The following is a 25,236-nucleotide window of genomic DNA, read 5'->3' on the forward strand; positions in this document are numbered from 1 at the left end:
CATGCGGAAATATCTCCCGATTACCGATTTGAGATGGGAAAATTACCCATGGCGTTGACCAAGGCGGACCGCAATATCCTCAGGCTGATGCAGCAGGACGCTACCATCACGCTGAGCGAGCTCGCCGAGCAGGTAGGACTGTCGCCGTCCTCGGCACAGAGGCGGCTGCAGAAGCTGCGCGAGGACAAGGTGATCCTGCGCGATGTTTCGATTGTCGATCCGAAGAAAGTCGGCGGCGCTGTCTCGATGCTGGTCGAGGTGGAACTGGAGCGTGACCGGCCCGAGCTTCTGCCGCCTTTCCAGCGCTGGGTGGCGGAGACGCCGGAGGTGCAGGAGGCTTGGGGCACGTCCGGGCGAGGGGATTATACGCTTGTGATTCTTGCTCAGTCGGTGGATCACTTCGATGCGCTGGCCGACCGGATGATGGAGCTCAATCCGAATATCCGCAAATTCACCACCAGCGTGGTGCTGAAGACGCTGAAACGCGGGTTGGTCGTGCCGGTGGAGTGATGTCGCAGGGGGCTGATGGGGTTTCCCTGTGGCGGTGATGAACCTCAAACGAAAACGGGCGCCCGAAGGCGCCCGCTGAGTGTTTTTTTGGATACGATTACTCGGCGGCGACGATCTTGCCGCCTTCCCACTTGTAGAGCGAGAAGCTCTGCGAGGTGAGGTCGCCGGTTTCGCCGTAGGTGAGCTGGCCGATGGCGGTCGGGATGGCGGAGCCGTCCTTCAGGGCTGCGGTCACGGCTTCTGCGTCTTCGGCGGTCTTTGCCTTTTCGATGCCGGCCTTGATGACCTGGACAGCGGCGTAGGCATTCAACGTAAAGGCTTCGGCCGGGATGTTCTTGGCGGCGAGCGAATCTGCTGCTGCCTTCGAATCCGGGCTCTTCAGCGCGTCGGATGCGTTGGTAAACAGCGTGCCGGCTGCCGCTTCGTTGCCGATCGTCCAGTATTCGGAGTTCGACAGGCCGTCGCCGCCGATGATCTGGGCATTGAGCGAGAGATCACGCAGCTGGCGGGCCAGAAGTCCGCCTTCCGGATGGTAGCCGCCAAAATAGATCACATCGACTTTTTCCGACTTCAGGCGGGCGGTCAGCGCGCCGAAATCCTTGTCGCCGGGGGTAACGGCTTCGTTGACCACTTCGGTGGTGCCGCCTGCGTTCAGGGTTGCCTTGAAGGCGTCTGCGAGGCCCTTACCGTAAGCGCCCTTGTCGTTGATGATGGCGACGCGCTTGTCCTTGAGCTTGTCGAGCACGTATTTGGCGGCAACTTCGGCCTGCTGGTCATCGCGGCCGCAGGTGCGCAGAACGTTTGCGAGGTCACGCTTGGTGAGATCCGGCGCGGTTGCGGTCGGGGTGACCATGAGTATGCCGTTTTCGGCAAGGACGTCGGAAACGGGAATGGAAACGCCCGAGGTGACCGGGCCGACGACGAAGTGAATGCCTTCGCCGACGATCTGGTTGGCGGCAGAAACGCCCTGCTTCGGTTCGCCGGCGTCGTCGGCCAGTTTCAGCACGACCTTTTCGCCAAGAATGCCGCCTGCCTTGTTGATGTCGTCAACGGCCGTCTGCGCGCCATTCTTGACCTGATCACCGTAAGCGGCGACCGGGCCGGTCAGCGGTGCGATGAGGCCGATGGTGATGTCGGCATGAGCGAGCGGTGCAAAGGCCAGCGAGGCAGCAAGTGCTGCCGTGATTGTCTTCAATGTCATGTCTGTCTCCTTGGGGCATCGGCAGAATTCTTTGGCGGGCCTCCCTGGCCGCCGTTCACGACGTTCGGCGCGTCCTGCCGCAGCCGCAAACGCGGCGTGCAGGATTGGACGTACAAAACCTCGGCCTCAGCGCGGCCATGTTTGGCTCGCGCATCCGGCAGCAATTTTTGTAGAAATCTTGAGGCCGTCGCGCAAGAAGATAACCGAAACTGCGACACTTCGGTGGGGATATTTCAAGGCGAGGTTGAAGAGATGCGGGGATGACCTGCGTCTGCAAATTCAGCACTGCTCGCAGGGCGCTGTTGGATCTCGCCACGAAGCGACGCCGGAGATCAAGCGATGCCCGGTGTATTCGATATCAATCAGACAATCCCTTGTTGTGCGATCTTGATGCACAAAAGCAAAAAAGCCCGGGTGTTGCCCGGGCATCTTTTTTAGACCGATCCAAAAGGATTATGCAGCTGCGGAGGTTTTCCGCTCGGCGGCAATGTAGATGTCCTCAAGACTGTCGAGGATCTTCAGCACCGATTCCGAAGAGCTGGAATAATAGATCGTCTGTGCGTCGCGCCTGGTCTTTACCAGCTTTTGTGCGCGAAGCTTTGAGAGATGCTGTGACAAGGCAGACTGGCTCAAGCCGACGCGCGTCGCCAGTGCACCCACTGCCACCTCTCCCTTAACCAGGCAGCAGAGAATCATCAGCCGCTTGGGGTTGGCCATTGCCGACAGCAGGCCCGCTGCTGCGTTTGAATGCTCAGAAAGTGCTACCTTATCCATAAGTTCTCTTCACCTCGTCTCCAAAGTGGCCGCGCAATTCACCAAATATTCTTATCCGGTGATGTTAGGCGGCACAGGCGGAATTTGTACATCCCCTAAATTTCGGGTAGTTCAAGCTACATTTTAGTTTATTTGCAGATATAATGTATGACGTCTTCCGGCAAGTCTAGTCGATGCTGAAACTCGTGCCGGACGAGTACATCGCTCGAAACGAGGTCAATCCCGGCGGGATCAACCAATCCGAATCTCCAATTCTTGTCTCCAAGCCCCAGGCGATGCGCAAAATTCGCAGCTTCCAAAGGCTTTTCTGCCAGTTCGTTCTGCAGTTTCAGCCACGATGATTCGTCTGCCGAGAGCGGAAAAAGCAAATCTTCGCCACCCAATGCATAGGCGCGCCCGAAGCCTCCGTTCAGCGACGCTTGAACGGGAACCAATCGGTAAAACCTGAAATCAGGAAAATCGACGTAAAGTTGCGCCTTGGCATGGCGTCTCAGGAAACGCGCGCGAATCCTTTGATGGATTACGCTGTCCCTGGCAACCGGCTGGGCCTCGCAGAAAACGGTAATACGGGCATGGGCCAGCGGATCACCCTTACCCGGTTCGCCTGCAAGCAGTGAGCAACGAGAATCGTCCTTCAGGCCTTTGGTGTGGCCCGAGAGGGCAGAAACGAGCACGACCGGAACACCATCGAGATCGATGGCCGTCAATGCCCTGCTCACGGATGGAAAGCCGGTTACCGGATCAAGAACACCGAGTGACATGTAGCGTGCACTGCGCAGAAGCGTGCGAGCAAGCTCGCGTGCCTCGTCATCTGTCGGGCGCAATAACTGGGCCTGTTCGGCCATCCGTCACTCTCTGGTTGAATTTCGAGGTTTGAATTTTGATAATGCTTTATTTTCATATCATTTAATTCACTGCCGCAAAAGAGGCCTTGCCGCGTCAAGTTTGCGCACCATCTACTTGCGGTTAACGTTCATCTATCCACGGTTGTCGCGCAGCCGATGCCGTGTGAGGCCGGTGACAACATCATCGGCGGTTATCGAGCCGACCACGCTGCCGTTATCAACGATGGCGATGGTGCCGCGCTGACGAGCCAGCCCATCCATGATGTCGATGAGAGGCGTATCCGGAGAGGCGGAAGCGGAGATCGGGACCGTGCTTGCCACGGCCGAGACGCCTTTCGTCATGATGTCGCCCGCCGTCAGCATGCTGATCGGGTTCATGTGGCGGACGAAATCGGCGACGTAATCATCAGCCGGATCGCGGACAATTTCCTGCGGCGTGCCGCACTGGATGATCTGGCCGCCTTCCATGATGGCGATGCGATTGCCGATGCGGAAGGCTTCGTCTAGGTCGTGGCTGACGAAGAGGATGGTCTTTTTCAACCTGTGCTGGAATTCCAGCAACTCATCCTGAAGTTTTGTGCGGATCAGCGGGTCTAGTGCCGAAAAGGGCTCGTCCATCAACAGGATGGGAGCGCCGGTGGCGAAGGCACGGGCTAGGCCGACTCGCTGCTGCATGCCGCCTGAAAGCTCTCCGACGCGTCGGTCCGCCCATTGGCTGAGGCCGACCAGTTCAAGCTGTTCACCGATTCGCCGCTTGCGCTCCGTTTCCGATACACCCGCAAGTTCGAGGCCGAAGCCGACATTTTCGGCAACCGACCGCCACGGCAGAAGTCCGAACTGCTGGAAGACCATGGAGACCGTGTGCATGCGCAGTTCGCGCAGTGTTCGGGCGTTGGCCCTGTAGGGATCGACCGGGCCGGCGGGTGTCGCGACGCTGACGTTGCCGCGCACCACGGGAGCAAGGCCATTGACTGCGCGCAGAAGCGTGGACTTGCCAGAGCCGGAAAGTCCCATCAGGACGAGGATTTCTCCTTCGCGGATCGACAGGGAGGCATTGGAGACGCCGACGACGATGCCGGTCTGAGCACTGATCTCGTCGCGGCTTCGGCCAGCATCGAGCAGCGGCAGCGCGGCTTTCGGCTCGTTGCCGAACACGATGTCGACATTGCTGAATGTGACGCAGTCTCGGGTCGAGGTGACGGTCATGGCGCATCTGCCTTTCCGCTCTTGAACAGGCGATCGAGGATGATGGCGAGGATGACGATGCAGAGCCCGGCTTCGAAGCCACGGGCGATGTTGACCGTGTTGAGCGCCCGCACGACCGGCACGCCCAAGCCATTTGCACCGACAAGCGCGGAAATGACGACCATGGACAGGGACAGCATGATGGTCTGGGTCAGGCCCGCCATGATCTGCGGCATCGCGTAGGGGAGTTCCACCTTGCGCAGCACCTGGCCGGATGTGGCGCCGAATGCGACGGCCGCTTCGGTAAGCGCCCCCGGCGTGGAAATGATGCCGAGGCGGGTAAGCCGGATCGGTGCGGGAATGGCGAAGATGACGGTGGCAATCAGGCCCGGCACCATGCCGAGGCCGAAAAGGATGAGTGCGGGGATGAGATAGACGAAGGTCGGGATGGTCTGCATCAGGTCGAGGACCGGGCGCATGCCCTGATAAATCCATTCACGCCGTGCCGCTGCGATGCCGAGCGGTATGCCGATCGCCATGCTGACTACGGTGGCCGCCAGCACGAGCGCCAGCGTCTCTGTCGTTTCCTTCCAGTAGCCGAGATTGTAGATCAGCAACAAGCCGAGACAGGTGAAGGCTGCGACGCCGAATGAGCGGCGCAGGCCGTAGGCAAGGGCGGTGAAGATCGCGATGAGCAGAAACGGGTGCGGATATTGCAGCACCGCCAGAAGCGCGTCGATCACCTTCGACAGAATATGCGACAGCCAGTCGAAAAACCAGCTTGCATTGCCCGTCAGCCAGTCGACGGCATTTTTCGCCCAATTGCCCAGGCGCAGCTTTCCACTCGAGTCAACGAGCCAGTCGGGTAGCCAGTTCACGTCCGGTACCACCTCAAAATATTAAACGGGCAGGGGACAAGGGCCGGAGAACCGGCCCTTGCCGTCGAACGATCAGAGACCGAGTTCTGCCTTGACGGCATCAAGGCCCGGCTTGCCGTCCTTGGTCGTGACACCGGCCAGCCATGGCTCGATCGCTGCGCCATTGGCCTTCAGCCAGTCGGTCGCAGCGACTTCCGGCTCTTCTGCGTCATTCAGGATGCCGCCCATGATCTCGTTTTCCATCGGCAGCGAGAATTTCAGGTTCTTGATGAAGGTGCCAACATTGGGGCATTCCTCGGTGAAGCCGGAGCGCACGTTTGTATAGACTTCCGCACCACCGAAATTCGGACCGAACACGTCATCGCCGCCGGTCAGATAGGTCAGCTTGAAATTGGCGTTCATCGGATGCGGTTCCCAGCCGAGGAAGACGACCGGTTCGCCGGCCTTGTCGGCACGGGCGACCTGGGCGAGCATGCCCTGCTCGGAGGATTCCACCACTTCCAGCTTTTTCAGGCCGAACGTGTCCTTCTCGATCATGCCAAGGATCAGGCGGTTGCCGTCATTGCCCGGCTCGATGCCGTAGATCTTGCCGCCGAGAGCGTCTGCATGAGCGGCGATATCCTTGAAATCCTTGATGCCGAGTTCGGCGCCTTTGGCATTGGTGGCAAGCGTATATTTCGCGCCGGTGAGATTAGGCCCGAAAGATTCGACCGACTTTTCGGTCAGGAACGGACGGACGTCGGCTTCCTGCGTCGGCATCCAGTTGCCGAGGAAGACGTCGATATCCTTGTTCTTCAGCGACGAATAGGTGACGGGCACGGACAGGACCTTGATGTCTGTCTGGTAGCCCAGTGCCTTCAGGAGAACGGAGGCGGTTGCGGTGGTTGCCGTGATGTCTGTCCAGCCGACATCGGAGAAGCGGACGGTGCCACAGGCGGCCGGCTCGGCAGCGGATGCGCTGGCAGCAAAACCGGATAGAGCGGCAGAGACGGCGACGGTGAAGGCCAGCGATTTATGGATGCGCATGAAGTGCTCCCGTTCTTTCTTGTTCCCGGCCATTATCAATAACTTCCTGTTGCAAGCAAGCATGCGCGTTTACGCCGCAGGACACAGGTCATTTGCGACATTCAGTCCGGTATCGGCAAAATTGTCACGATGAGGCGCTTGCTAAGCCCGATGCCCCGGTTGTGACTTGATCTAACTCATGTCAAGGCGGATAGAAGCTGATCGTTATCTGCTCAATCCCGGAAACAACATTGATGCCCACTTCTTTTTCCCTGTCGCGGCGGAGCTTCGTGCTTGGTTCCGTCTCCATGACGGCGGCACTGGCCGGCTGTAGCACCACGAGCCAGCCGAATGTCGTTCCGGTCGCCGCGCAACGGCCGATCGGTCCTCCCGATGAGGCAGAGCTGCAGGCCCGTTATGCGGCTGTGGAAGACGGTGGATACCAGCTTCCGGCAATACCGTATCAGCAGATCGACCCGAAATATTACCGGCAGCGAGTTATCGATCCGACAGGCGAAAAGCCGAACACGATCGTCGTCGATACCCCCAACCGATTCCTTTATGTCGTAGAGCCGGGTGGTACGGCGATGCGTTATGGCGTCAGCATCGGCCGCGATGGTTTTATGTGGGAAGGCGAGGGCGTCATCCAATGGCGGCAGCCCTGGCCGCGGTGGAAGGTGCCGGACGAGATGGTTGCCCGCCAGCCGTCGCTGGCGCGCTATTCGGTCAAGGCCGGCGGCATGGAGCCCGGCATCAAGAACCCGCTCGGTGCGCGCGCGCTCTATATCTTCAAGGATGGTCAGGACACGCTTTACCGCCTGCATGGCTCGCCGGAATGGAAGTCGATCGGCACGGCGGCATCATCCGGTTGCGTGCGCTTCGTCAACCAGGATATTCTCGACCTCTATACCCGCGTTCCCTACCATGCCCGTATCGTCGTGCATCAGGGCTCGCTCCGGACGGCCTGACGTCCGAAATTTTAAGGCAGCGTGTCGGATTTTAATCCGGCCGCTCGTCCTCCGCGTGAAAGGAAGGCAGAGTGCCTTCCGCTCTGCTGGAGGAGAAGATCATGACACGTTACCTGGTCGCCATTCACCACCCCGACGATTACGATCCCGCCGCCCTGGAAGACGAGGCGATGCATCGCGATATTGATGTGCTCAATGAAGAGATGGTTGCGGCCGGCATCCGGTTGTTCGTCGGCGGCCTCCATCCGGTCGCTGTTGCGAAATCGTTGAAAGCCAGGCCAGGCGGCAAGGTCGAAATCACCGATGGGCCTTATCTGAAGACACGCGAACATGTCGGCGGCTTCTGGGTGCTTGAAGCGGCCGACATGGATGAAGCGCTCGAATGGGGACGCAAGGCGGCTATCGCCTGCAGGGCGCCGGTCGAGGTGCGCGCGTTTCATTGACGCGGAGACGGTCAGCCATCGGTGGAGATCGTCACTGCCTTCCACTCGTCGATCTCCTGCTGCAGGCGGGTGATGCGCTCGGAGACAAATTTCAGCGCATCGCTGCCAAGCAGCAATTGCGGTGGCGGTGCATCGGACTGGATCAGGGTGAGGATACCGGCGGCAAGCTTGGCCGGGTCGCCCAGTTGCCTGCCGCTTTTTTCCTGTCGGGCCTGGCGGATCGGGTCGAACAGCGCGTCATAGTCATCAATCGACCTCTCGGTGCGGATCATCGAGCGACCGGCCCAGTCGGTACGGAATGAGCCGGGGCAGAGTGTCGTGACATGCACGCCGAATGGCGCCATTTCCGCACGCATGACTTCCGAAATGCCCTGAAGAGCGAACTTGCTGCCGCAATAATAACCTATGCCGGGCATGGTGATCATGCCGCCCATGGAGGTGACGTTGACGATGAAACCGCGGCGTCTCTGACGGAAGCGCGGCAGGAAGGCTTTGGCGACGGCGACTGCGCCGAAGACGTTGACGTCGAACTGGTGCCGCATCTCTTCAATCGGCGATTCCTCCAGCACGCCTTCGTGGCCGTAACCGGCATTGTTGATGAGAACATCCACGGGGCCGTGATCTTTTTCAGCCTGTTCGACGATCATGGGTATGCGGTCGAAATCGGTGACATCGCAGAGCGTGGTGTGAATGCCCGGCAGTTGCGCGACGAGGCTCGCTCGCGATGCTTCGGATCGGACGGTGCCGATGACGGTGTGGCCTGCGGCGCGGGCGGCGGCTGCAATGGCAAGGCCGAAACCCGAATTAGCTCCAGTGATGAAGAATATCCTGTTCGTCATGGGATGTGTCCTCGATTGTTCGTGGACTTGGCAAATAATAGGGTGGGCTGATATATTCGACGGCGATTTCTCTGAGAAAATTGTCAATTCCTATGAATAAGCATGTGGGTACCACCGGCAGACGGAGATTGGTCGAGCTTGCCGAAAGGCTGGCGCCGCGCCATGGCTACAATGCCACGAGACTTGCAGGCGTCAGGCTGCTGCGCAGTGAAGCCGTGCTTGAGGACGTGCCGGTACTCTATCGGCCCGGAGCGGTGTTCGTGTTGCAGGGACGCAAGCAGGGGGTGCTCGATGATCAGGTCTACCTGTATGACGAGGAGCATTATCTTGCCGTCTCGATGCCGGTTCCGTTCAGGATGGGGTCGATTGCCAGCAGCGAGCGTCCGCTTCTGGCCGTTTATGTCGAGTTCGACATGGCGCTTGCCGCAGAAATCGCGGCGCAGGTCACGGCGCATGGCAATATCGGGGCAAGCCGGCCGCGAAGCCTGATCTCAAGCCGGATGGATGCCGGCATCGCGGACGTGTTGTTGAGGTTGCTGACGGCGCTTGGAGATCCTGTAGAGGCTGCCGTTCTGGGGAGCGGCATTCTTCGCGAGCTTCATTACCGCGTGCTTGTCGGCCCGCAGGGCGGCGCGATGATCGCTGCTCTGCAGCAGGACGGGGCAGCAGGACGCGTTGTCCGAAGCCTCAAATTTCTCAGGGAGAACTACGGCGCAGGCATCTCTGTCGTAGACCTGGCGAGCAATGCCGGGATGAGCGTGCCGTCCTACCATAGCCATTTCAAGGAGCTGACCGGGAGCAGCCCGATACAATATGTCAAGGCGATGCGGTTGCACGAGGCGAGGCTGATGATTGCGCGCCGCGGCAAGATCACCGACGTGGCCACATCGGTCGGATACGCGAGCACCTCGCAATTTGCGAGAGATTTCCGGCGACATTTCGGGCGCACCGCGTCTGAGGAAATGAAGTGGGTTCGCCATCATCTGGGTGAGGTGGAGTAAGGACGATTGCCTATGTGAGCATCGGCCAGGTATCGGAAAGCTTGTAGCCGCCGGGGAAGGGGTCGGAGGGATCGAGCATCAGTTGAGAGGTGCCGCTTATCCAGGCACGGCCGGTGATCGAGGGGATGATGGCCTTGTTCCCGGCGATTTCCGTTTCCCTGACGATCTTTCCGACGAAGCGTGTGCCGATGATCGAGATGCCGGTAAAGGTTTCGCCTTCCTTCATCTGGCCGCGTGCGTGAAGCAGGGCCATGCGTGCCGAGACGGCAGTGCCGGTCGGAGAGCGGTCGATCTTGCCGGGCTGGATGGCGACAACGGATTTCGCGGTAAGCTGGCCGTCCTCATGGTAGGCCTTGCCGGCGAAAAGGCAGAAGGAGATGTGGTTCCAGCCGGTGTCTTCCGGATGCGAAAAGCCCAGCTGCCGGTTTGCCTCATTGGTGATCCTGATGCCGGTTTCGGCGATCAGCCGGGCATTTTCTGGAATGAGATCGATGCCGATCTCATCGGGATCCACGACAACAAAACTGTCGCCGCCATAAGCGGTATCGACCGTGATGGTTCCGAGGCCCGGGACGTCGAGCGATGCGTCGAGCTTCTGGGCGAAACTCTTGACGTTGGTGACGGTGATGCGCTCGGCCTTGCCGTTTGCGCATTCGGCCTCGACCTCGACCAAGCCGGCTGGCGCTTCCAAAACCATTTTCGTAATGGGTTCGGTCATCGGGATGATGCCGCTGTCGAGCAGGACGGTTGCGACGCAGATGGAGTTCGAGCCGGACATGGGCGGCGTGTCTTCCGGCTCCATGATGATCCAGCCCATCTGGGCTTTAGGGTTCTTTGGCGGCACGAGAAGGTTGACGTGGCGAAAGACGCCGCCGCGCGGTTCGTTGAGAACGAAATTCCGCAAGGTCTGGTCTTTTGCGATAAAGCGCGACTGTTCCCAGACCGTATCGCCCGGAGGCGGCGCCACGCCGCCGACGATGACATCACCGACTTCGCCTTCTGCGTGACAGGTGACGATGTGGATGATTTTGGATGAACGCATTGCTTTGTCCTTGGAGATGTCGGGTCGCTTTTCGGAAGAGCTTTGCTTGACGGCGCCGCACTTTCCGCATTCGCAAATATGCTAACCAGCAATTGCTGGTGCGACAACGCATGGAGGATTTGCATGGACCGGTTCGTGGTGATTTCCGGATGTTCGGGTGGGGGAAAGTCCACGCTTCTGGCGGAGCTCGGTGCTCGTGGATTTTCCGTGGTGGAGGAGCCGGGACGGCGGATCGTAAGGCAGGAAATGCAAGGCGAGGGGAGAGCGCTGCCCTGGGTGGATCTTGCTGCCTTTGCGCGGCTGGCGATCGATATGGCGGTTGCCGACAGGCGGGCTGCTGCCGGGAATACAGGCTGGACGTTTTTCGATCGCGGGCTGATCGATGCCGCCGTCGCATTGGAACAGGTGACCGGAGAGCCTATGGCCGAGCGATGGAATGAGATCCATCCGTATCATCCGGCGGTTTTCATGACGCCGCCATGGCCGGAAATTTATGAAGGAGATGCCGAGCGGCAGCATTCGCTGGATGATGCGGTTGCGGAATATGAACGCCTTGCCGCAGCTTATCCCAAACTCGGCTATAAGGTAATGGTCCTGCCGAAGGTCTCTGTTGTCGAGCGTGCCGATTTCGTCCTTTCCGCTCTCGGTTGAGCGGCGCTATTTCTTCTTCGGCTTGAAGTCGATGATCAGCGATTTGAGTTCGACTTCCCGGACGCGATATGCGGCTTCACTGGGTGAAAGCCAGACAATCTCACGCTGGCCACGTTCCTTGAAATCCTTTTCCACCTCCGCCACTTCGACCTGAAAAACGTCGACCACACAGGGCGCAACATCGCCATTGTCCAGCCATTTGAGATAGGTGTAGCGGCCAACCGGCTTTTTTCGCGCTCGCCCGCGCACACCTGCTTCCTGCCAGGCTTCGATCTCTGCCGCCTCATGCGGTTGTTTCTTCTTCATCGGCCAGCCCTTGGGAATTACCCAACGGCCGCTGTCCCGCGACGTGATGACAAGGATCTCGATGGCGTTGCCATCACCCGCCCAGCGAAAGCAGAGCGCGCCGTATTGCTGGCGAAACTCACCGCTGAAAAGCTTCTCCGGCATCTGTGCGAGTTGCTGCAACAGTGTCCGCGGCTTCGGGCTCTGTTTGGTGTTTTGCGACTTCTTGTCTTTGGTGACAGGTTTCATGCCCGTTTAAATGCCGATTTTTGCGGTTGATTCCAGCCGTCCGATGGCTTTTATGACAGTTTTGTGACGGCCCTGATGTTGGTGCCGCAGCAGGGATTATTGCCATGATGAGTATTTTCCGGAAGTTGATGCCGCGCGAAGACAAGTTCTTCGACATGTTTTCCGAACATTCGCGGACCGTCGTAGAGGCGGCCGAGGCGCTGGGCGAGCTTCTCAACGGAAAGGATGTCGATGCGAATTGCGAGCGTATCGTCATGCTCGAGGATCGTGCGGACGATATTACGCGCGACGTTCTGCTTGCAGTCCGTCGCAGCTTCATCACGCCATTCGATCGCGGTGACATCAAGGATCTCATTCAGTCGATGGATGATGCGATCGACATGATGCACAAGACGGTGAAGACCATTCGACTGTTCGAGCAGTCCGAATTCGATCCCCTGATGCGGCAGATGGGCGAAGAGGTCGTCAAGGCGGCGCATCTGGTTGCGGAAGCCATCCCGCTGCTCGACAAGCTCGGCGCCAATGCGCAGCGGCTCAGCGCCATTGCAGAAGAGGTGATGCGTGTCGAAGGCCGCTCAGACGATCTGCATGACCAGGGGCTGAAGGATCTGTTCCAGCGGCACGGTGCTTCCGGCAATGCCATGGCCTACATGATCGGCAGCGAGATCTACGGCGAACTCGAAAAGGTTGTCGACCGCTTCGAGGATGTTGCCAATGAAATCAGCGGTATCGTGATCGAGAACGTCTGATGGACCTGACACTTGCCTTTCCGCTGCTGGTCGGACTGATCGGCATTGCGCTGTTTTTCGATTTTCTCAATGGCCTGCATGATGCGGCGAACTCGATCGCGACGATCGTTTCGACGCGGGTGTTGAGGCCGCAATACGCCGTTGCCTGGGCGGCCTTCTTCAATTTCATCGCCTTCATGTTCTTCGGCCTGCATGTGGCCGAAACGCTTGGAACCGGCATCATCGATCCGGGCATCGTCTCGCCTGTGGTCATCTTTGCGGCGCTGATGGGGGCGATCATCTGGAATATCGTCACCTGGATTTTCGGCATTCCCTCCAGTTCCTCCCATGCACTGGTCGGCGGGTTGATCGGCGCCGGGATCGCCAAGGTGGGCGTTTCCTCGATCGTCTGGAGCGGCTTTCTGAAAACTGCCGGGGCGATTTTCATGTCGCCGGCAATCGGGTTCTTTCTGGCGCTGGTTCTGGTGCTTGCCGTGTCATGGGCCTTTGTGCGTCAGACACCGTTTGCCGTCGACCGTACCTTCCGCATCATGCAGTTCATTTCGGCCTCGCTTTATTCGCTCGGCCATGGCGGCAATGATGCGCAGAAGACGATGGGCATCATCGCGGTGCTTCTGTTCAGCCAGGGCTATCTCGGGTCCGAGTTCTACGTGCCTTTCTGGGTGGTCATCACCTGCCAGTCGGCCATGGCGCTCGGCACGCTGTTCGGCGGCTGGAAGATCGTTCACACGATGGGATCGAAAATCACGCGGCTCAACCCGATGCAGGGGTTTTGCGCCGAGACGGGAGGGGCGCTGACGTTGTTCGGTGCGACATGGCTCGGCATTCCGGTTTCGACCACGCACACGATCACCGGCGCGATCGTCGGTGTCGGGGCGGCTCGGCGCGTATCTGCGGTACGCTGGGGGCTTGCCGGCAATATCGTGATTGCCTGGATCGTGACCATGCCGGCTGCCGCCCTGATCTCGTATCTGACCTATCAGGTCGTGGATCTGTTCGCTTAAACCTCGCGAGGCGATCGCAAATATCTGTGGTTATCCGGCGGCCTGTCTTTCGCTTGCCGCCGGAGGGTAAGAAAACGCCAGCCATGGCCAAGCTCTATTTCCATTACGCGACGATGAACGCCGGCAAGTCGACGATGCTCTTGCAGGCCTCCTACAATTATCGGGAACGCGGCATGCGCACGGTGATCTTTATCGCTGCGCTGGATGAGCGAGCCGGCAAGGGTAAGGTCGCTTCACGCATAGGGCTTTCTTCCGAAGCTATCCCCTTTGGCCAGAACGATGATCTTTTTACGGCCATCGCTGACATGCACACTCAGGAACCGATTGCCTGCGTTTTCGTCGACGAGGCACAGTTTCTTTCGGCAGAGCAGGTATGGCAACTGGCGCGGGTCTCGGACCGGGTCGGTATTCCCGTCATGGCCTATGGTTTGCGCACCGATTTTCAGGGCAAGCTGTTTCCGGGGTCGTATGAACTGCTGGCGATTGCCGACGAGTTGCGGGAAGTCCGAACCATTTGCCATTGTGGCCGCAAGGCGACGATGGTCGTCAGGGTGGACGGGGCAGGCGAGGTGATCCGCGAGGGCGCTCAGGTCGAGGTGGGCGGCAATGAGAAATACGTTTCACTTTGCCGGCGGCATTGGGAAGAAAAGATGCGCTGCGACTAAGCCCTCGGCGCCAGCCCCCTAAAAAAACGGGGAGGCTTCGTTCTATTGACCAATGTCAAAGCGCCAAAGTCCTGCAGCGGTAAAACGCACTCATCGCGGTCGTGCCGCGGACCCTCGCAGGAGAATTCGATGATCAGAACGATACTGAAGACCGCCACGCTGGCTGCTGGCGCGGTTCTGCTGGCCTTGCCGGCACTGTCCGCCGAAATCGAGATCAAGATGCTCAACAAGGGCTCTGACGGTCAGGCAATGGTCTTCGAACCGGCCGCCGTGAAGGCCGCTCCGGGCGATACGATCAAGTTTGTCTCTGTCGACAAGGGGCACGATGCGGCTTCCATGCCAGGTCTGGTTCCGGAAGGTGTGGCCGATATCAAGGGCAAGATCAGCCAAGATCTGGTTGTGACCGTCGATCAGGCCGGGGCCTATGTCTTCAAGTGCACGCCACATTTCGGCATGGGCATGATTGCGCTCGTTGTCGTCGGTGACGCACCATCCAACATTGACGCAGTCAAGGCCGCCAAGATGCCGAAGAAGGCAAAGGAACGCCTCGACGCCGAGATTGCAAAGCTCGGTCTCTGAGCTTGCCGTTTTTCAAACCAGAACTTTTCATCACCTAAGCATTACCCTTTTTATCACCTAGTTATTATTGCAGGGCCGCTGTCGTCAAAATGCGCAGCGGCCCTATTTCTTTCTCCGGGTAGGGAGGAAGAGATGAAGGTAGAGAGTTCCACTCGCTTCGAGGACACGGTGGCCGAAATTCGCGCCGGTCTGAAAGCTGTCGTTGAAGCCGGCACGCATTTGCTGGCAGTGATCCCCGGGCCGATGAGCACGCCGCGGCTGCTGCAAGGCGACGCTTTTGACGAACTTGGCGCGCGACGCTTGGCACTGCTTATGCTGCAGAAAAGCGTCTATCCCGAACTCGCTGCACATGTGGCAGAGATCGGCGCTGCCGTCGACGAGCAGCGGGCAATTTTCAACGACAGGGAAACCCCGCTGGCGAGTGACCTGTTTCTCGGCTTGTTTTCCAGAAAGGCAATGCGCCGCCGGATCGAAAGGCGAGCAGCGAGAGCCGGTGGGGTCGAGCGGTTGCGGACGATCCTTGGCCGGGCGGACAGGCTGGCGGGGCTTGTCGAGACGCATCGCCAGACCGTGATCGGCCAGCGGATAGCGGCTGAAGACGCGCTGACAATGCTCGCAGCTTTCAAGGTGAGTGACGTGGCGGGAGTGTCAGCGAGGCTCGGCGAAGGGAATGAAGGCGCAAGCGAATACGGTCCGGCTTTCGAAAGCATGATTGGCCTGGTCGATCCGGTTTCGCGTGCCTTTAATAGCGGTGTGCGTGATCTGAACCTGCTTTTGCAGAAGCTTGGCTTCGATATCGAGAACCTTCTCGATCTCTATTCGGTCATGCTTTCCTTCGATGGCGAAAGGGAAGCGCATAGCCTTTCGCCTGATGCCTATCCGCACCTTTCCAGGCCGGTCTGGCGCCTCGGAAACGGTCTTTTGCCGGGCGCGAGGCTCGATCGCAGCCGGCAGAGGACCGATATCGCATTTGCCAAGCGTTTCGAGGATGCCTGAAATATCGGCTGTGAAGCCTTCAGAAACGGGAGTGCGACGTTATCCCTTTCGAATTTGTTCCAGTCCTGCCTATGGCAAGTGTTGTACTCGATGGATCGGCATCATATGTCAGCGATGACCGATCGGCTTCCAGGAGGACTAGATGCGCGACCAGATCACCGGATTCTTCAAAGGCGTGGCTGCTGCCATCGGGCGTGGCGTCCGGATATTGGTCGCGTGGTTGATTTGGCCGCTGATGGCGGCGCATGGCTGGTATCGGGGACGCCGTCTCTGGGTGAAGGGTCCGATTGCGATCTTCGCAGTGCTGCTCGTTGCCTTATACGGTTATTTCATCTGGCAGACGCAGGTCTGGCGCGGCTTCGATCCGAATTTCGTTGACACCTATCGATGGAACGAGCGCAACATGCCTGCCGGCCAGGAGTTGCCTGTACCCGGTGTCGAGGCTCAAGCGCAGGCGCAGACTGCCGGCACGTCCGGTATAGCTGCCGCCAAGCAATGCCAGACATCCGCTATCGCGGATGCGGCGGCCGATCTTACCGACATGAACGTCAACCAGAATGCGTGGATATCCTCCATGCTTCTCTACCGTCTCGGCTTTTTCGGGATGGACTGGGACCATACGCCTTTCCTCGATAACAAGGCGTCGTTCCAGCGCGGCGTGAACCAGGCCGTGCGCCGCACCTCGGTGGAGCTGGTCGATACGCTGGCGCGGATGCGGGGAACTTCTGGCGTCAATACCAATCTTCAGGATGCGCGCAGCAATCTGCAGTTCGACGAATATTCCTGGTATTTCGGATTGAGCCCGTTTGGCCCGAAGACGCCGACGCCGAGCTATTATCGGGCGGCGATCAACAGCCTGCACAAGTTCAACACCGAGCTGGGCAACTGCTCGGCAACATTCGACAGCCGCGCCGACAATCTCGTGCAGTTCATTGACCGTGTGGCGAACGATCTCGGCGGCACGTCTGCCATCCTTCGCGAGCGTTCGGAAAACTATAACGGCGGTTGGTTCGACACGCGGGCGGATGACCGTTTCTGGTTCGCCTATGGGCAGATTTACGGCTATTATGCAATTCTGTCTGCTGCCGGCGCTGATTTCTCGCAGGTCATTCGCGAGCGTAATCTCGCTCCGTTGTGGACCGACATGCTGAAACAGATGCAGGCAGCGCTGCGCATCCAGCCGGCCATCATTTCAAACGGTGCCGAAGATGGCTGGATCATGCCGACCCATCTTGCGGTGATGGGCTTTTATACCTTACGGGTCCGCTCCAATCTGGTGGAGATCCGGCTTGTGCTCGACCGCTAAAGCTTGTCGCGAATCTTCCAGATTCGCTTGTCATGGTTTCGCTCTTTGCGTTTACCGCATGTCTTTATCCCGAAAGCGGTGACCACTTTCGGGAGACATGCTGCAAATCAAGGTTGTCAGCCCTTGAGAAGATCTTCGTCGGGGATGAAACCGATCGTCGTACTTGCCTGTGGGAAGAGTTCGTATGTCATGCCGATGACGTCACCCTGTCCCGCACCGTCTGCGCGGAATTTTCCGACGCTGCGGACGAACTTGAAGTTCGTGGGGCCTGTCTTTACCCGATAGAGATTGTGGAAGGTCAGTTGCGAAGCGCTCGCGCGCTCAAAAGTTTCCATCATCACCGTCAGGTCATCGGGATGGATGGCCGCACTGAGCCTGACAAGATCAAGTGGTCCGTCGCAATGTGTAATTCCGAAAATCTGGCAGTATTCGATCGTGCCGAATAGATGGCCGCTGTCGACGTTGAAGCGCCAGAAGCCGCAGAGGCGAAACGAGCCGACAAGTTCCAGAACTTCCCTATCGCTCAAGCCGACAAGCTGGTGTTGGGCCTCGTAAGGTTTGCGCGAATGCTCGATCCAGGATGCCAATTTCAGTTTTTCTCCAGCCGGGGCTGCTTTGATCTATGCAATAAGCCTAAGTCTGAGAGCCTTCGCTACAAGCTGGGTGCGGTTGACACAATCGAGTTTTTTGATGGCGTTGGTCATGTAGGCGTTTACCGTGTGATCGGACAAGGTGAGTATTTGGCCGATCTCGACCGAGGTCTTGCCCTGAGCTGTCCAGCGCACCACTTCGAGTTCGCGAACTGTGAGGGGAGAGGGCGTTGCCTTGCGTTCGTTGCGCCTGATCTTTTCGAACATGTCGAACGAATGCAGGGTGATCATGCCGATCTCGTTGAGCTCGACCTGGGTGAGGCGAGGGCGGGCGCCATCAAAGCGCATGATGAAGCGCTCGCCTTCAAGCGAATGAAGTGTCATTGCGACACTGGTGATCAATCCGTAGCGCCGCTGAAGATCTTCGATAGCGCTGTCGACAGGGAAGGGACGAGATTGAAGCGGATCCCCAATAGACCAGCAGAACGGTAACTTCGACTGGATGATGATATCGGCAAGAGCGCATTTTTCGAGCAGGCGCTTGCGGTCGAATTCCGCAAAATACGGCTCAGGAATGCTGCTTTGCACAATCATACGAGACAGCAGCTTTTCGTCGGGATTATTCAGCGACAGCAATGTGATGTGCTGCAAACTGAATTCATGCGTAACCCGTCGCAAGGCCAAGAATAGACCTTCTTGCGAATGGGCCGCAGATATCTCGCTGCTCAGCACCGACTGCCGTTCGTGAGTTATCATCAGTTTTTCGGGTTCAAAGGAGCTATGTTATTGTTAATAAATATACTACTTACGTTTAATAGCCAGCGGAAAGTCGTCTAAATCCCACCAGTTAACAACTTTTATGACATGTGGTCATGTTGTTTATTTGATTTCAGTCACTTATGGGCAAATGCCGCGCACGGCAAAATAAGCTCGCGGCCGCTTTTCTTAACGTAAAGCCGGAAAGCTGCGCTTCGCCGAGTGTTCTGAAGCGATGGCTTGCTGCAATGCATCGAGCATTCTGCATGAGGTGTGGAAGGCATCACGCAAGAAGCCGATGCCCGTGGCCAAGGGATCAATGCGGTCCCACGTCAACCTAGCCGCCCGCGGAAGCAATCGCATTGATCGCCTCCGGGATCGTGAGCGTGGAGTAAACCCGATTTCTTCCATTTGCCTTTGCCAGATAAAGAAGCTGGTCGGCTGCATTGAGCTGGTTCTCAAAGGTTTCACCCGGCTCGAATTCGACGACGCCGATGGATATTGTCGCTGATATGGAACGGTTACCGACCTCGATCACACGCTCTTCGATCCTTTTGCGCAGTTCTTCGCAGAAGGAGTGTGCCTGAAACGCGTCCAGCTGGCTCAGGCATATGGCGAATTCCTCGCCGCCGATGCGGGCAGGCATGTGCTTTGCCGGAATGCACATGTCAGCCATGACGAGCGAAATCGCCTGCAAGACGGCGTCGCCGGCATCATGGCCGTAGGTGTCGTTCACGGTCTTGAAGTGGTCGATATCGAGAAGGGCGATCGAGCCTTGCGTGGCGTCTCTGCCATGCTGGCGCATGGTCGAGAAGAAATGGCGCCGGTTGGCGAGGCCGGTGAGATAATCCTGTTCCGCCAGGCGCCGGAGATGATTGAGCTGTGTCAGTGTCTCGACATTGTTGTCGATGCGGCATTTGAGCTCTTCATGGACGAAAGGCCGATAGATGAAATCCGACGCTCCGGCTTTCAGGAAGCTCGCAGACAGAAGCCGATCCGACGAGGACGAAATGCCGATGATGCGCAACTGTTCGGAATTACGCGTCTGGCGAATACGGCGGGTCAGCTCGTATCCGTCCATGTCTGCCATGTGGTGGTCGGTGATGACGAGATCGATCGTCTCGTCGCTCGTCAGAATTTCAAGTGCCTGCCTGCCCGAGCGCGCTTCCAGAACGTGGAAATTCTGACGGCTGAGGATTTCGACGAGTTCCGAACGGGCGGCGCGGGCGTCATCGACAACAAGTATCTTATGGGCGCTGTTGGCAAGGATACGGCTGACGGTCTGCACAACCTTGTCTACCGTTTTTGTGCCGTCCTTGACGATATAGTCGACGATCTTTTTCCTGGTGCAGCGCTCCCTTGTGTCCGCATCGAACATTGCCGTGAAGACGATTGTCGGGATTTCCTCTTGCAGCAACATGTCGAGGATTTCGCCATTGGGGGCATCGGGGAGGTTGAGGCCGGTCAGGGCAAGCAGGAACGTGCCTTCGGCGATGTTCTTGCGGGCCGCCGAGAGGGAGCCGCAGCGTGTGACGGTGGCCCCTGTTTCCTCTTCCAGTCTTTGGGTGAGCAAGGTCGAGAGCGCGACGGAATCCTCGACGAGAAGTATCCTTTCCCCCTGCTTCAATCGCAGCCCGTTAATGGAAAGCAAATTCTCGCGGCCAACCGTCATGTCTTTCTCCAGTGCAGTCTATGCATCGGATAAGCGACATGGATTACGAATCAATTATTCAGTTCGAGACTTTGCTCCTGCGGCGGTACTTCTGCCCGTGGCGAAAGGCCGCGAAAGTACATTAAAGATGCGCTTCGTGCTTGCCTTCGTTCTTGTCGGCCTTGGTGGCGGCCATGATCCGTTCCAGCCAGCCGAGCATAACGGCGGAGACGACGAAGGCAAGATGGATGATCGTATACCACATCAGCTGCCCATCGGTGTATTGAGCGGCATTGAGAAAGATCTGCAACAGGTGGATCGAGGAGATCGCGACGATCGAGGATGCGACCTTGATCTTGAGGCTACCGGCATCGAGCTTACCGAGGAAGGAAACGTCCGCTTCAGCCTCATCGAAGCGGCTGACGAAGTTCTCGTAACCCGAAATCATCACCATGACGATAAGACTTGCGACGAGCGCTGCGTCGATAAGGCCGAGCATGGCGAGGATCATTTCGGCTTCACCAAGCGTGAAGACGTTCTGGGCGACCTTCCAGAACTTGAAGGCGAAGGAAAGCGCATAGACTGCCAGCGCGGCGACCAGGCCCATGTAAAAGACGACCAGCAGCCAGCGGCTTGAGAGGATGATCTTCTCGACCAGCAGTTCCAGCGATTTCATCAAGTGCGCTCCGGCTTAATCAGGGGTGCTTCACATAATAGGCCGGAGGTAGTTCCGGCAAGACCGGATACGCCGTGCTTTGTTGCATTTTAATCACTTGGAGTGGATCACAGAAACATGATTCATAGAGTCATGTTTTAATAATTGACAACGATAGTCATGTTTTCTAATGGCATGAATAAGGCAGATTTCAGCTGCCCGCCACATTTTCGACAGATTTTAAATTGGTCCGCCGTTTCCATCGTGCTTTCGTGCGAGGGGTGATGACGTGCGGCCATATAAAGGGATAGCTATGGCCAGCCGGCGTCTTCGATCGATCCTTACCACCTGCACTGCTCTCGCGCTGCTTTCGATGGCTGCAGAAGCATCGGCGCAGCAGGCCGCGACCACGGAGCAGAACGGGACAACATTGAGGCCTATCACGCTTAAGGGAAAGCGCGTGAAGGCAGGGGATCCTGCTGAAAGCAACCCGTTGGCAAGCACGACTACGGCGGATGATATTGCGAAGAGGGATATAGGCAGCCTCAAGGATCTGGGTAACACGACAGAGCCTGGCGTAGACTTTGCCGAAGCCCGACCCGGTAAGCCTGGCGGCCTGTTCATCCGCGGTCTCGGCGGTCCCCGTGTCGTCACCCTCGTCGACAATATTCCGATCGCCTATTTCGAAAACTTCGCTCGTGCAGCCCAGGCGACTAGCACATTGAGCAGCAGTAGTGCGAACTTCGATTTCTCCGCATTGTCCAGCGTTGATGTTATCCGTGGCGCTGATTCCAGTCGCATTGGTTCTGGTGCGCTTGGTGGAGCGCTATCGCTTCACACACTTGAACCCGAGGATCTGATCGGTCCAGAAAAGGACTGGGGCGGTCTCGCCAAGGCGACGTATTCTGGCGATGACAGAAGCATCGGTGGATCCATTGCTGTTGCAAAGAAGATCGAGAACACCTCCATCTTGTTCCAGGGAGCGTACAAGCGCGGTCATGAATTGGACAACAAAGGGGAGAGCAATGTATTTGGTTCTGCACGAACCAAGCCCAATCCCGCGGACGTCAATCAAAGCAACCTGATGGTGAAATTGCGCCAGGATCTCGAGGGCGGCCATCGTATCGGCATAACGGCCGAGCGCTATCTCTCGAAGACCGATACGGACCTGAAGACGCTTTGGGGGACCTATATGCCCAGAGAGTATGCGGGTGACGACGATCGTGAGCGCGATCGCGTGTCAATCGACTACGAATATGAAGCTACTGCTGCTGACGCCCTGATTGATCGTGCCAACCTCTCCGTTTATTGGCAGCGCACGGCGCAGATGTCTCGTTCGGGAGATCAGCGCGCTAACGGAAGCACGTACATTCGTAAAGATTCCATGCAGAACAATGCCTACGGTATTGTCGGCGGTGCAGAGAGCAATTTTGATAGTGGTGGTCTCAACCATACGCTTCGGTTCGGAGGCGCAGCTTCCATCTCCTATTTTGATCAATATCTCTATGCCAATACCGGCGGATCCTCTTCCGCCTCGCAGTCTGACATTCCTGAAGTTACTGGTAAGCATATCGGCCTTTATGCAGAAGACGAGATTGCCTTCGGCGATGGCAGCTTCAAGCTGACACCCGGTATCCGCTTCGATGCTTTCCGGTATGATCCGAAGGGATCGACCAACAGCAACCCTGCCTATGATACGTTCGGCACTCCCGGCAGCAATGATGGTGCGCGCTTCTCGCCGAAGTTGCTGGCGACTTACGATCTGAGCCCAGAGGTTCAACTTTTTGCTCAGTGGTCGATGGCCTACCGGGCGCCTACAATGAACGAACTCTACCTGAACTTTTCGAATGCCAGCTTTGGCTACACCGTTTTGGGGAATCCAGATCTAAAGCCTGAGATCAGCAACGGGTTTGAAGCCGGAGCCACCTACCAGTCGGGTGACCTTACCGGCAAGCTTACTGTGTTCCATAACAGGTATAAGAATTTCATCGAGCAGCAGACAGAACCCAATACGGCAAATCCGGCATTTCCCGGTGGCTCTGGTACCTATTTCATCTACCGAAACGTGCCGAATGTGCGCATTACCGGTATTGAAGCGAAGGCGAGAAAGGATTTTGCGAATGGTTTCTTCGGAACAGCATCTCTGGCCTACGCCTATGGCGTTGATGTTGACACAAACGATCTCATTCGAACCGTCGCGCCTTTCAAGTCCGTTGTCAGCTTTGGTTATGCCAGCGAAACATGGGGTAGCGAGCTGACGGGGATCTTTGCGGCTGGAATGCGTGATGACGGCGACAGCGCCACCTTCGATGCGCCGGGATATGGCGTCGCCAACCTGACTGCATGGTGGGAGCCGGAGCAGACGAACGGTCTCCGTATCCAGGCCGGTGTCTACAACCTCTTCGACAAGAAATATTGGAATGCCGTCGGTGTACGCGACGTCAATCCTGGATCTTCGTCATCGACCAATCAGCCCGTGGATTTTTATACTGAAGCCGGCCGATCGTTCAAAATCTCTCTGACCCAGCGGTTCTAACAGCCGTTTTTTCAAAATCTCCAGTCGAGGGCGGTGCGAGTGATCGTATCGCCCTTTTTCTTTTGGATCGGCGGTTGACGCCGAAAACCGGCTATTCACAGTGCGGGCGGGCTTCGGTAAAGCATGCCACACAAAATGTTCCTATCAGTCGCCAAGAGGGAAGCCACATGGCAGATGTGAAATCGGATATCGAAATTGCCCGAGCGGCGAAAAAGCAGCCGATCATTGCCATCGGCGAAAAGCTCCGGATTTCGTCCGACGATATCATTCCATATGGTCATGACAAGGCGAAGATCAGCGCCGATTTCATTGCCTCACTTGAGGGCAAAAGAGACGGCAAGTTGATCCTCGTTACGGCAATCAACCCGACGCCGGCAGGCGAAGGGAAAACGACGACGACAGTTGGTCTTGGCGACGGACTGAACCGGATCGGAAAAAAGGCGGTCATCTGCGTGCGCGAGCCGTCGCTCGGCCCCTGTTTCGGCGTCAAGGGCGGGGCGGCCGGCGGCGGCTATGCGCAGGTCGTGCCGATGGAGGATATCAATCTCCATTTCACCGGCGATTTCCATGCGATCACGTCTGCGCATAATCTGCTTTCGGCGATGATCGACAATCACGTCTATTGGGGCAACGAGCTCAATATCGATATCCGTCGCATCACCTGGCGGCGGGTGATGGACATGAACGACCGGGCGCTGCGCGAAATCGTCATGTCGCTCGGCGGTGCGAAAAACGGGTATCCGCGCGAAGGCGGCTTCGACATCACGGTTGCCTCCGAAGTCATGGCTATCCTGTGTCTTGCCGAAAACCTCAGCGATCTCGAGCGCCGGCTCGGCCAGATCGTCATCGGTTATCGCTTCGACCGCTCACCGGTCTATGCGCGTGACCTGAAGGCCGACAAGGCGATGGCGGTGCTCCTGAAAGACGCGATGCAGCCGAACATGGTGCAGACGCTGGAAAACAATCCGGCACTCGTGCATGGCGGTCCGTTCGCCAATATCGCTCATGGCTGCAACTCTGTGATCGCTACCAAGGCGGCGCTCAAGCTTGGCGATTACGTCGTGACGGAAGCCGGTTTCGGGGCGGATCTCGGGGCGGAGAAATTCTTCGACATCAAGTGCCGTCAGGCGGGCCTGAAACCCGATGCGGCCGTCATCGTCGCGACCATCCGGGCGCTGAAGATGAATGGCGGGGTGAGGAAGGAAGATCTTTCTGCCGAGAATATCGAGGCGCTGGTGCGCGGGTGCGCCAATCTCGGCCGGCATGTCGCCAATGTGCGCAAGTTCGGCGTACCGGTGGTCGTCGCCATCAATCACTTCATTTCGGATACGGATGCCGAGATCGCCGCGATCAAGGATTATGTCGACAGGCTGGGCGCCGATGCGATCGTCTGCCGCCATTGGGCAGAAGGGTCGGCGGGTATCGAGGAACTGGCCTACAAGGTGGTCGAGCTCGCCGATGGCGGACAGGCAAAGTTCCAGCCGCTTTATCCGGACGAGACGCCGCTGTTCGACAAGATCCAGACGGTCGCATCGAAAATCTATCATGCGGGCGAGGTGACTGCCGACAAGGCGGTGCGGGATCAACTGAAGGCGTGGGAGGAGCAGGGTTATGGCAATCTGCCGGTCTGCATCGCCAAGACCCAGTATTCCTTCTCTACCGATCCGACCCTTCGTGGCGCGCCGGAGGGGCATGTCGTGCATGTTCGCGAGGTGAGGCTTTCCGCCGGTGCGGGCTTTATCGTGGCGATCACCGGCGAAATCATGACCATGCCCGGTCTGCCGCGGTCGCCATCCGCCGAACGGATCTTTCTCAATGACGAGGGGCAGATCGAGGGCCTGTTCTGATAATATTGTTCAGGTCGATTGCCGTT

General features: G+C 57.9%; 26 protein-coding genes. 13 read left to right on the forward strand and 13 right to left on the reverse strand.

Annotated elements, in window-relative coordinates; translation table 11 throughout:
* Positions 1-48: 48 nt before the first annotated feature.
* Positions 49-510 carry an Lrp/AsnC family transcriptional regulator gene (locus GGE33_RS04085; protein WP_183685215.1) on the forward strand — a complete coding sequence of 154 codons (462 nt, stop codon included), beginning with the start codon at positions 49-51 and terminating at the stop codon, positions 508-510.
* A 97-nt stretch (positions 511-607) separates the two neighbouring features.
* Here GGE33_RS04085 and GGE33_RS04090 read toward each other — a convergent pair whose 3' ends face one another.
* The 6 genes from GGE33_RS04090 to GGE33_RS04115 all read right to left on the reverse strand — a co-directional run bounded on the left by GGE33_RS04090 (position 608) and on the right by GGE33_RS04115 (position 6,419).
* The gene (locus GGE33_RS04090) at positions 608-1,711 is read right to left on the reverse strand and encodes a branched-chain amino acid ABC transporter substrate-binding protein (protein ID WP_183821340.1); all 1,104 of its coding nucleotides are present in this window, start codon (positions 1,709-1,711) and stop codon (positions 608-610) included.
* Positions 1,712-2,164: 453 nt separating this feature from the next.
* Complete coding sequence (locus GGE33_RS04095; protein WP_112456745.1) at positions 2,165-2,485, reverse strand: ArsR/SmtB family transcription factor; 321 nt, start codon at positions 2,483-2,485, stop codon at positions 2,165-2,167.
* A 128-nt stretch (positions 2,486-2,613) separates the two neighbouring features.
* Positions 2,614-3,330 (reverse strand): HugZ family pyridoxamine 5'-phosphate oxidase, encoded by a 717-nt coding sequence (locus GGE33_RS04100; protein WP_183821341.1) that lies wholly within the window; start codon positions 3,328-3,330, stop codon positions 2,614-2,616.
* 132 nt (positions 3,331-3,462) lie between these two features.
* On the reverse strand, positions 3,463-4,536 hold the full coding sequence (choV, locus tag GGE33_RS04105; protein ID WP_183821342.1) for a choline ABC transporter ATP-binding protein: 1,074 nt from the start codon (positions 4,534-4,536) through the stop codon (positions 3,463-3,465).
* Positions 4,533-5,393, reverse strand: a complete 861-nt coding sequence (gene choW, locus GGE33_RS04110; protein WP_183685214.1) for a choline ABC transporter permease subunit — start codon at positions 5,391-5,393, stop codon at positions 4,533-4,535. The genes choV and choW overlap by 4 nt, the downstream gene beginning before the upstream one ends.
* Before the next feature lie 72 nt (positions 5,394-5,465).
* Positions 5,466-6,419 carry a choline ABC transporter substrate-binding protein gene (locus GGE33_RS04115; protein ID WP_183821343.1) on the reverse strand — a complete coding sequence of 318 codons (954 nt, stop codon included), beginning with the start codon at positions 6,417-6,419 and terminating at the stop codon, positions 5,466-5,468.
* Positions 6,420-6,652: 233 nt separating this feature from the next.
* On the opposite strand from GGE33_RS04115, the gene GGE33_RS04120 reads away from it, so the two are divergent.
* Both GGE33_RS04120 and GGE33_RS04125 read left to right on the forward strand, forming a co-directional pair.
* Positions 6,653-7,366 (forward strand): L,D-transpeptidase, encoded by a 714-nt coding sequence (locus GGE33_RS04120; RefSeq protein ID WP_148145653.1) that lies wholly within the window; start codon positions 6,653-6,655, stop codon positions 7,364-7,366.
* Between the two features lie 101 nt (positions 7,367-7,467).
* Complete coding sequence (locus tag GGE33_RS04125; protein WP_183821344.1) at positions 7,468-7,809, forward strand: YciI family protein; 342 nt, start codon at positions 7,468-7,470, stop codon at positions 7,807-7,809.
* An 11-nt stretch (positions 7,810-7,820) separates the two neighbouring features.
* Here GGE33_RS04125 and GGE33_RS04130 read toward each other — a convergent pair whose 3' ends face one another.
* Complete coding sequence (locus GGE33_RS04130) at positions 7,821-8,648, reverse strand: oxidoreductase (RefSeq protein ID WP_183821345.1); 828 nt, start codon at positions 8,646-8,648, stop codon at positions 7,821-7,823.
* A 92-nt stretch (positions 8,649-8,740) separates the two neighbouring features.
* Here GGE33_RS04130 and GGE33_RS04135 point away from each other — a divergent pair, with 92 nt between their 5' ends.
* Positions 8,741-9,649, forward strand: coding sequence for an AraC family transcriptional regulator (locus GGE33_RS04135; RefSeq protein ID WP_183821346.1), 909 nt, complete (start codon positions 8,741-8,743; stop codon positions 9,647-9,649).
* 10 nt (positions 9,650-9,659) lie between these two features.
* On the opposite strand, the gene GGE33_RS04140 is transcribed toward GGE33_RS04135, so the two are convergent.
* Complete coding sequence (locus GGE33_RS04140; protein ID WP_183821347.1) at positions 9,660-10,691, reverse strand: trans-3-hydroxy-L-proline dehydratase; 1,032 nt, start codon at positions 10,689-10,691, stop codon at positions 9,660-9,662.
* A 123-nt stretch (positions 10,692-10,814) separates the two neighbouring features.
* Here GGE33_RS04140 and GGE33_RS04145 point away from each other — a divergent pair, with 123 nt between their 5' ends.
* Positions 10,815-11,342, forward strand: a complete 528-nt coding sequence (locus GGE33_RS04145) for an AAA family ATPase (RefSeq protein ID WP_183821348.1) — start codon at positions 10,815-10,817, stop codon at positions 11,340-11,342.
* Positions 11,343-11,348: 6 nt separating this feature from the next.
* Here the strand turns inward: GGE33_RS04145 and GGE33_RS04150 are convergent, their stop codons facing one another.
* On the reverse strand, positions 11,349-11,876 hold the full coding sequence (locus GGE33_RS04150; protein ID WP_183821349.1) for an NUDIX hydrolase: 528 nt from the start codon (positions 11,874-11,876) through the stop codon (positions 11,349-11,351).
* Between the two features lie 104 nt (positions 11,877-11,980).
* Here GGE33_RS04150 and GGE33_RS04155 point away from each other — a divergent pair, with 104 nt between their 5' ends.
* From GGE33_RS04155 to GGE33_RS04180, 6 genes are all read left to right on the forward strand, one after another.
* The gene (locus GGE33_RS04155; RefSeq protein ID WP_183821350.1) at positions 11,981-12,625 is read left to right on the forward strand and encodes a DUF47 domain-containing protein; all 645 of its coding nucleotides are present in this window, start codon (positions 11,981-11,983) and stop codon (positions 12,623-12,625) included.
* Complete coding sequence (locus GGE33_RS04160; protein WP_183821351.1) at positions 12,625-13,629, forward strand: inorganic phosphate transporter; 1,005 nt, start codon at positions 12,625-12,627, stop codon at positions 13,627-13,629. Before GGE33_RS04155 ends, GGE33_RS04160 begins: the two co-directional genes overlap by 1 nt.
* Positions 13,630-13,712: 83 nt before the next feature.
* Complete coding sequence (locus tag GGE33_RS04165; protein ID WP_148145645.1) at positions 13,713-14,294, forward strand: thymidine kinase; 582 nt, start codon at positions 13,713-13,715, stop codon at positions 14,292-14,294.
* Between the two features lie 129 nt (positions 14,295-14,423).
* Positions 14,424-14,873 carry a pseudoazurin gene (locus GGE33_RS04170; RefSeq protein ID WP_148145644.1) on the forward strand — a complete coding sequence of 150 codons (450 nt, stop codon included), beginning with the start codon at positions 14,424-14,426 and terminating at the stop codon, positions 14,871-14,873.
* Positions 14,874-15,005: 132 nt separating this feature from the next.
* Complete coding sequence (locus GGE33_RS04175) at positions 15,006-15,869, forward strand: hypothetical protein (protein WP_183821352.1); 864 nt, start codon at positions 15,006-15,008, stop codon at positions 15,867-15,869.
* A gap of 142 nt (positions 15,870-16,011) precedes the next feature.
* Positions 16,012-17,175 carry a DUF2333 family protein gene (locus GGE33_RS04180; protein WP_148145642.1) on the forward strand — a complete coding sequence of 388 codons (1,164 nt, stop codon included), beginning with the start codon at positions 16,012-16,014 and terminating at the stop codon, positions 17,173-17,175.
* A 116-nt stretch (positions 17,176-17,291) separates the two neighbouring features.
* Here GGE33_RS04180 and GGE33_RS04185 read toward each other — a convergent pair whose 3' ends face one another.
* The 4 genes from GGE33_RS04185 to GGE33_RS04200 all read right to left on the reverse strand — a co-directional run bounded on the left by GGE33_RS04185 (position 17,292) and on the right by GGE33_RS04200 (position 20,848).
* Positions 17,292-17,762, reverse strand: a complete 471-nt coding sequence (locus GGE33_RS04185; protein ID WP_183821353.1) for a PAS domain-containing protein — start codon at positions 17,760-17,762, stop codon at positions 17,292-17,294.
* 33 nt (positions 17,763-17,795) lie between these two features.
* The gene (locus tag GGE33_RS04190; protein WP_343062206.1) at positions 17,796-18,497 is read right to left on the reverse strand and encodes a helix-turn-helix transcriptional regulator; all 702 of its coding nucleotides are present in this window, start codon (positions 18,495-18,497) and stop codon (positions 17,796-17,798) included.
* Between the two features lie 361 nt (positions 18,498-18,858).
* Positions 18,859-20,193: a GGDEF domain-containing response regulator gene (locus GGE33_RS04195; protein WP_183821354.1), complete on the reverse strand. Its 1,335-nt coding sequence runs from the start codon at positions 20,191-20,193 to the stop codon at positions 18,859-18,861.
* Positions 20,194-20,314: 121 nt separating this feature from the next.
* Entirely contained in the window at positions 20,315-20,848 is a 534-nt protein-coding gene (locus tag GGE33_RS04200; RefSeq protein ID WP_183685211.1) for a TIGR00645 family protein, read from the reverse strand.
* 292 nt (positions 20,849-21,140) lie between these two features.
* Between GGE33_RS04200 and GGE33_RS04205 the strand changes: the two genes are divergently transcribed.
* Complete coding sequence (locus tag GGE33_RS04205) at positions 21,141-23,363, forward strand: TonB-dependent hemoglobin/transferrin/lactoferrin family receptor (protein ID WP_183821355.1); 2,223 nt, start codon at positions 21,141-21,143, stop codon at positions 23,361-23,363.
* Positions 23,364-23,530: 167 nt separating this feature from the next.
* The gene (locus GGE33_RS04210; protein WP_183821356.1) at positions 23,531-25,210 is read left to right on the forward strand and encodes a formate--tetrahydrofolate ligase; all 1,680 of its coding nucleotides are present in this window, start codon (positions 23,531-23,533) and stop codon (positions 25,208-25,210) included.
* Positions 25,211-25,236: the final 26 nt, after the last annotated feature.

Origin of the sequence: Aliirhizobium cellulosilyticum (genome assembly GCF_014198105.1) — a bacterium.
Taxonomy (GTDB): domain Bacteria; phylum Pseudomonadota; class Alphaproteobacteria; order Rhizobiales; family Rhizobiaceae; genus Neorhizobium; species Neorhizobium cellulosilyticum.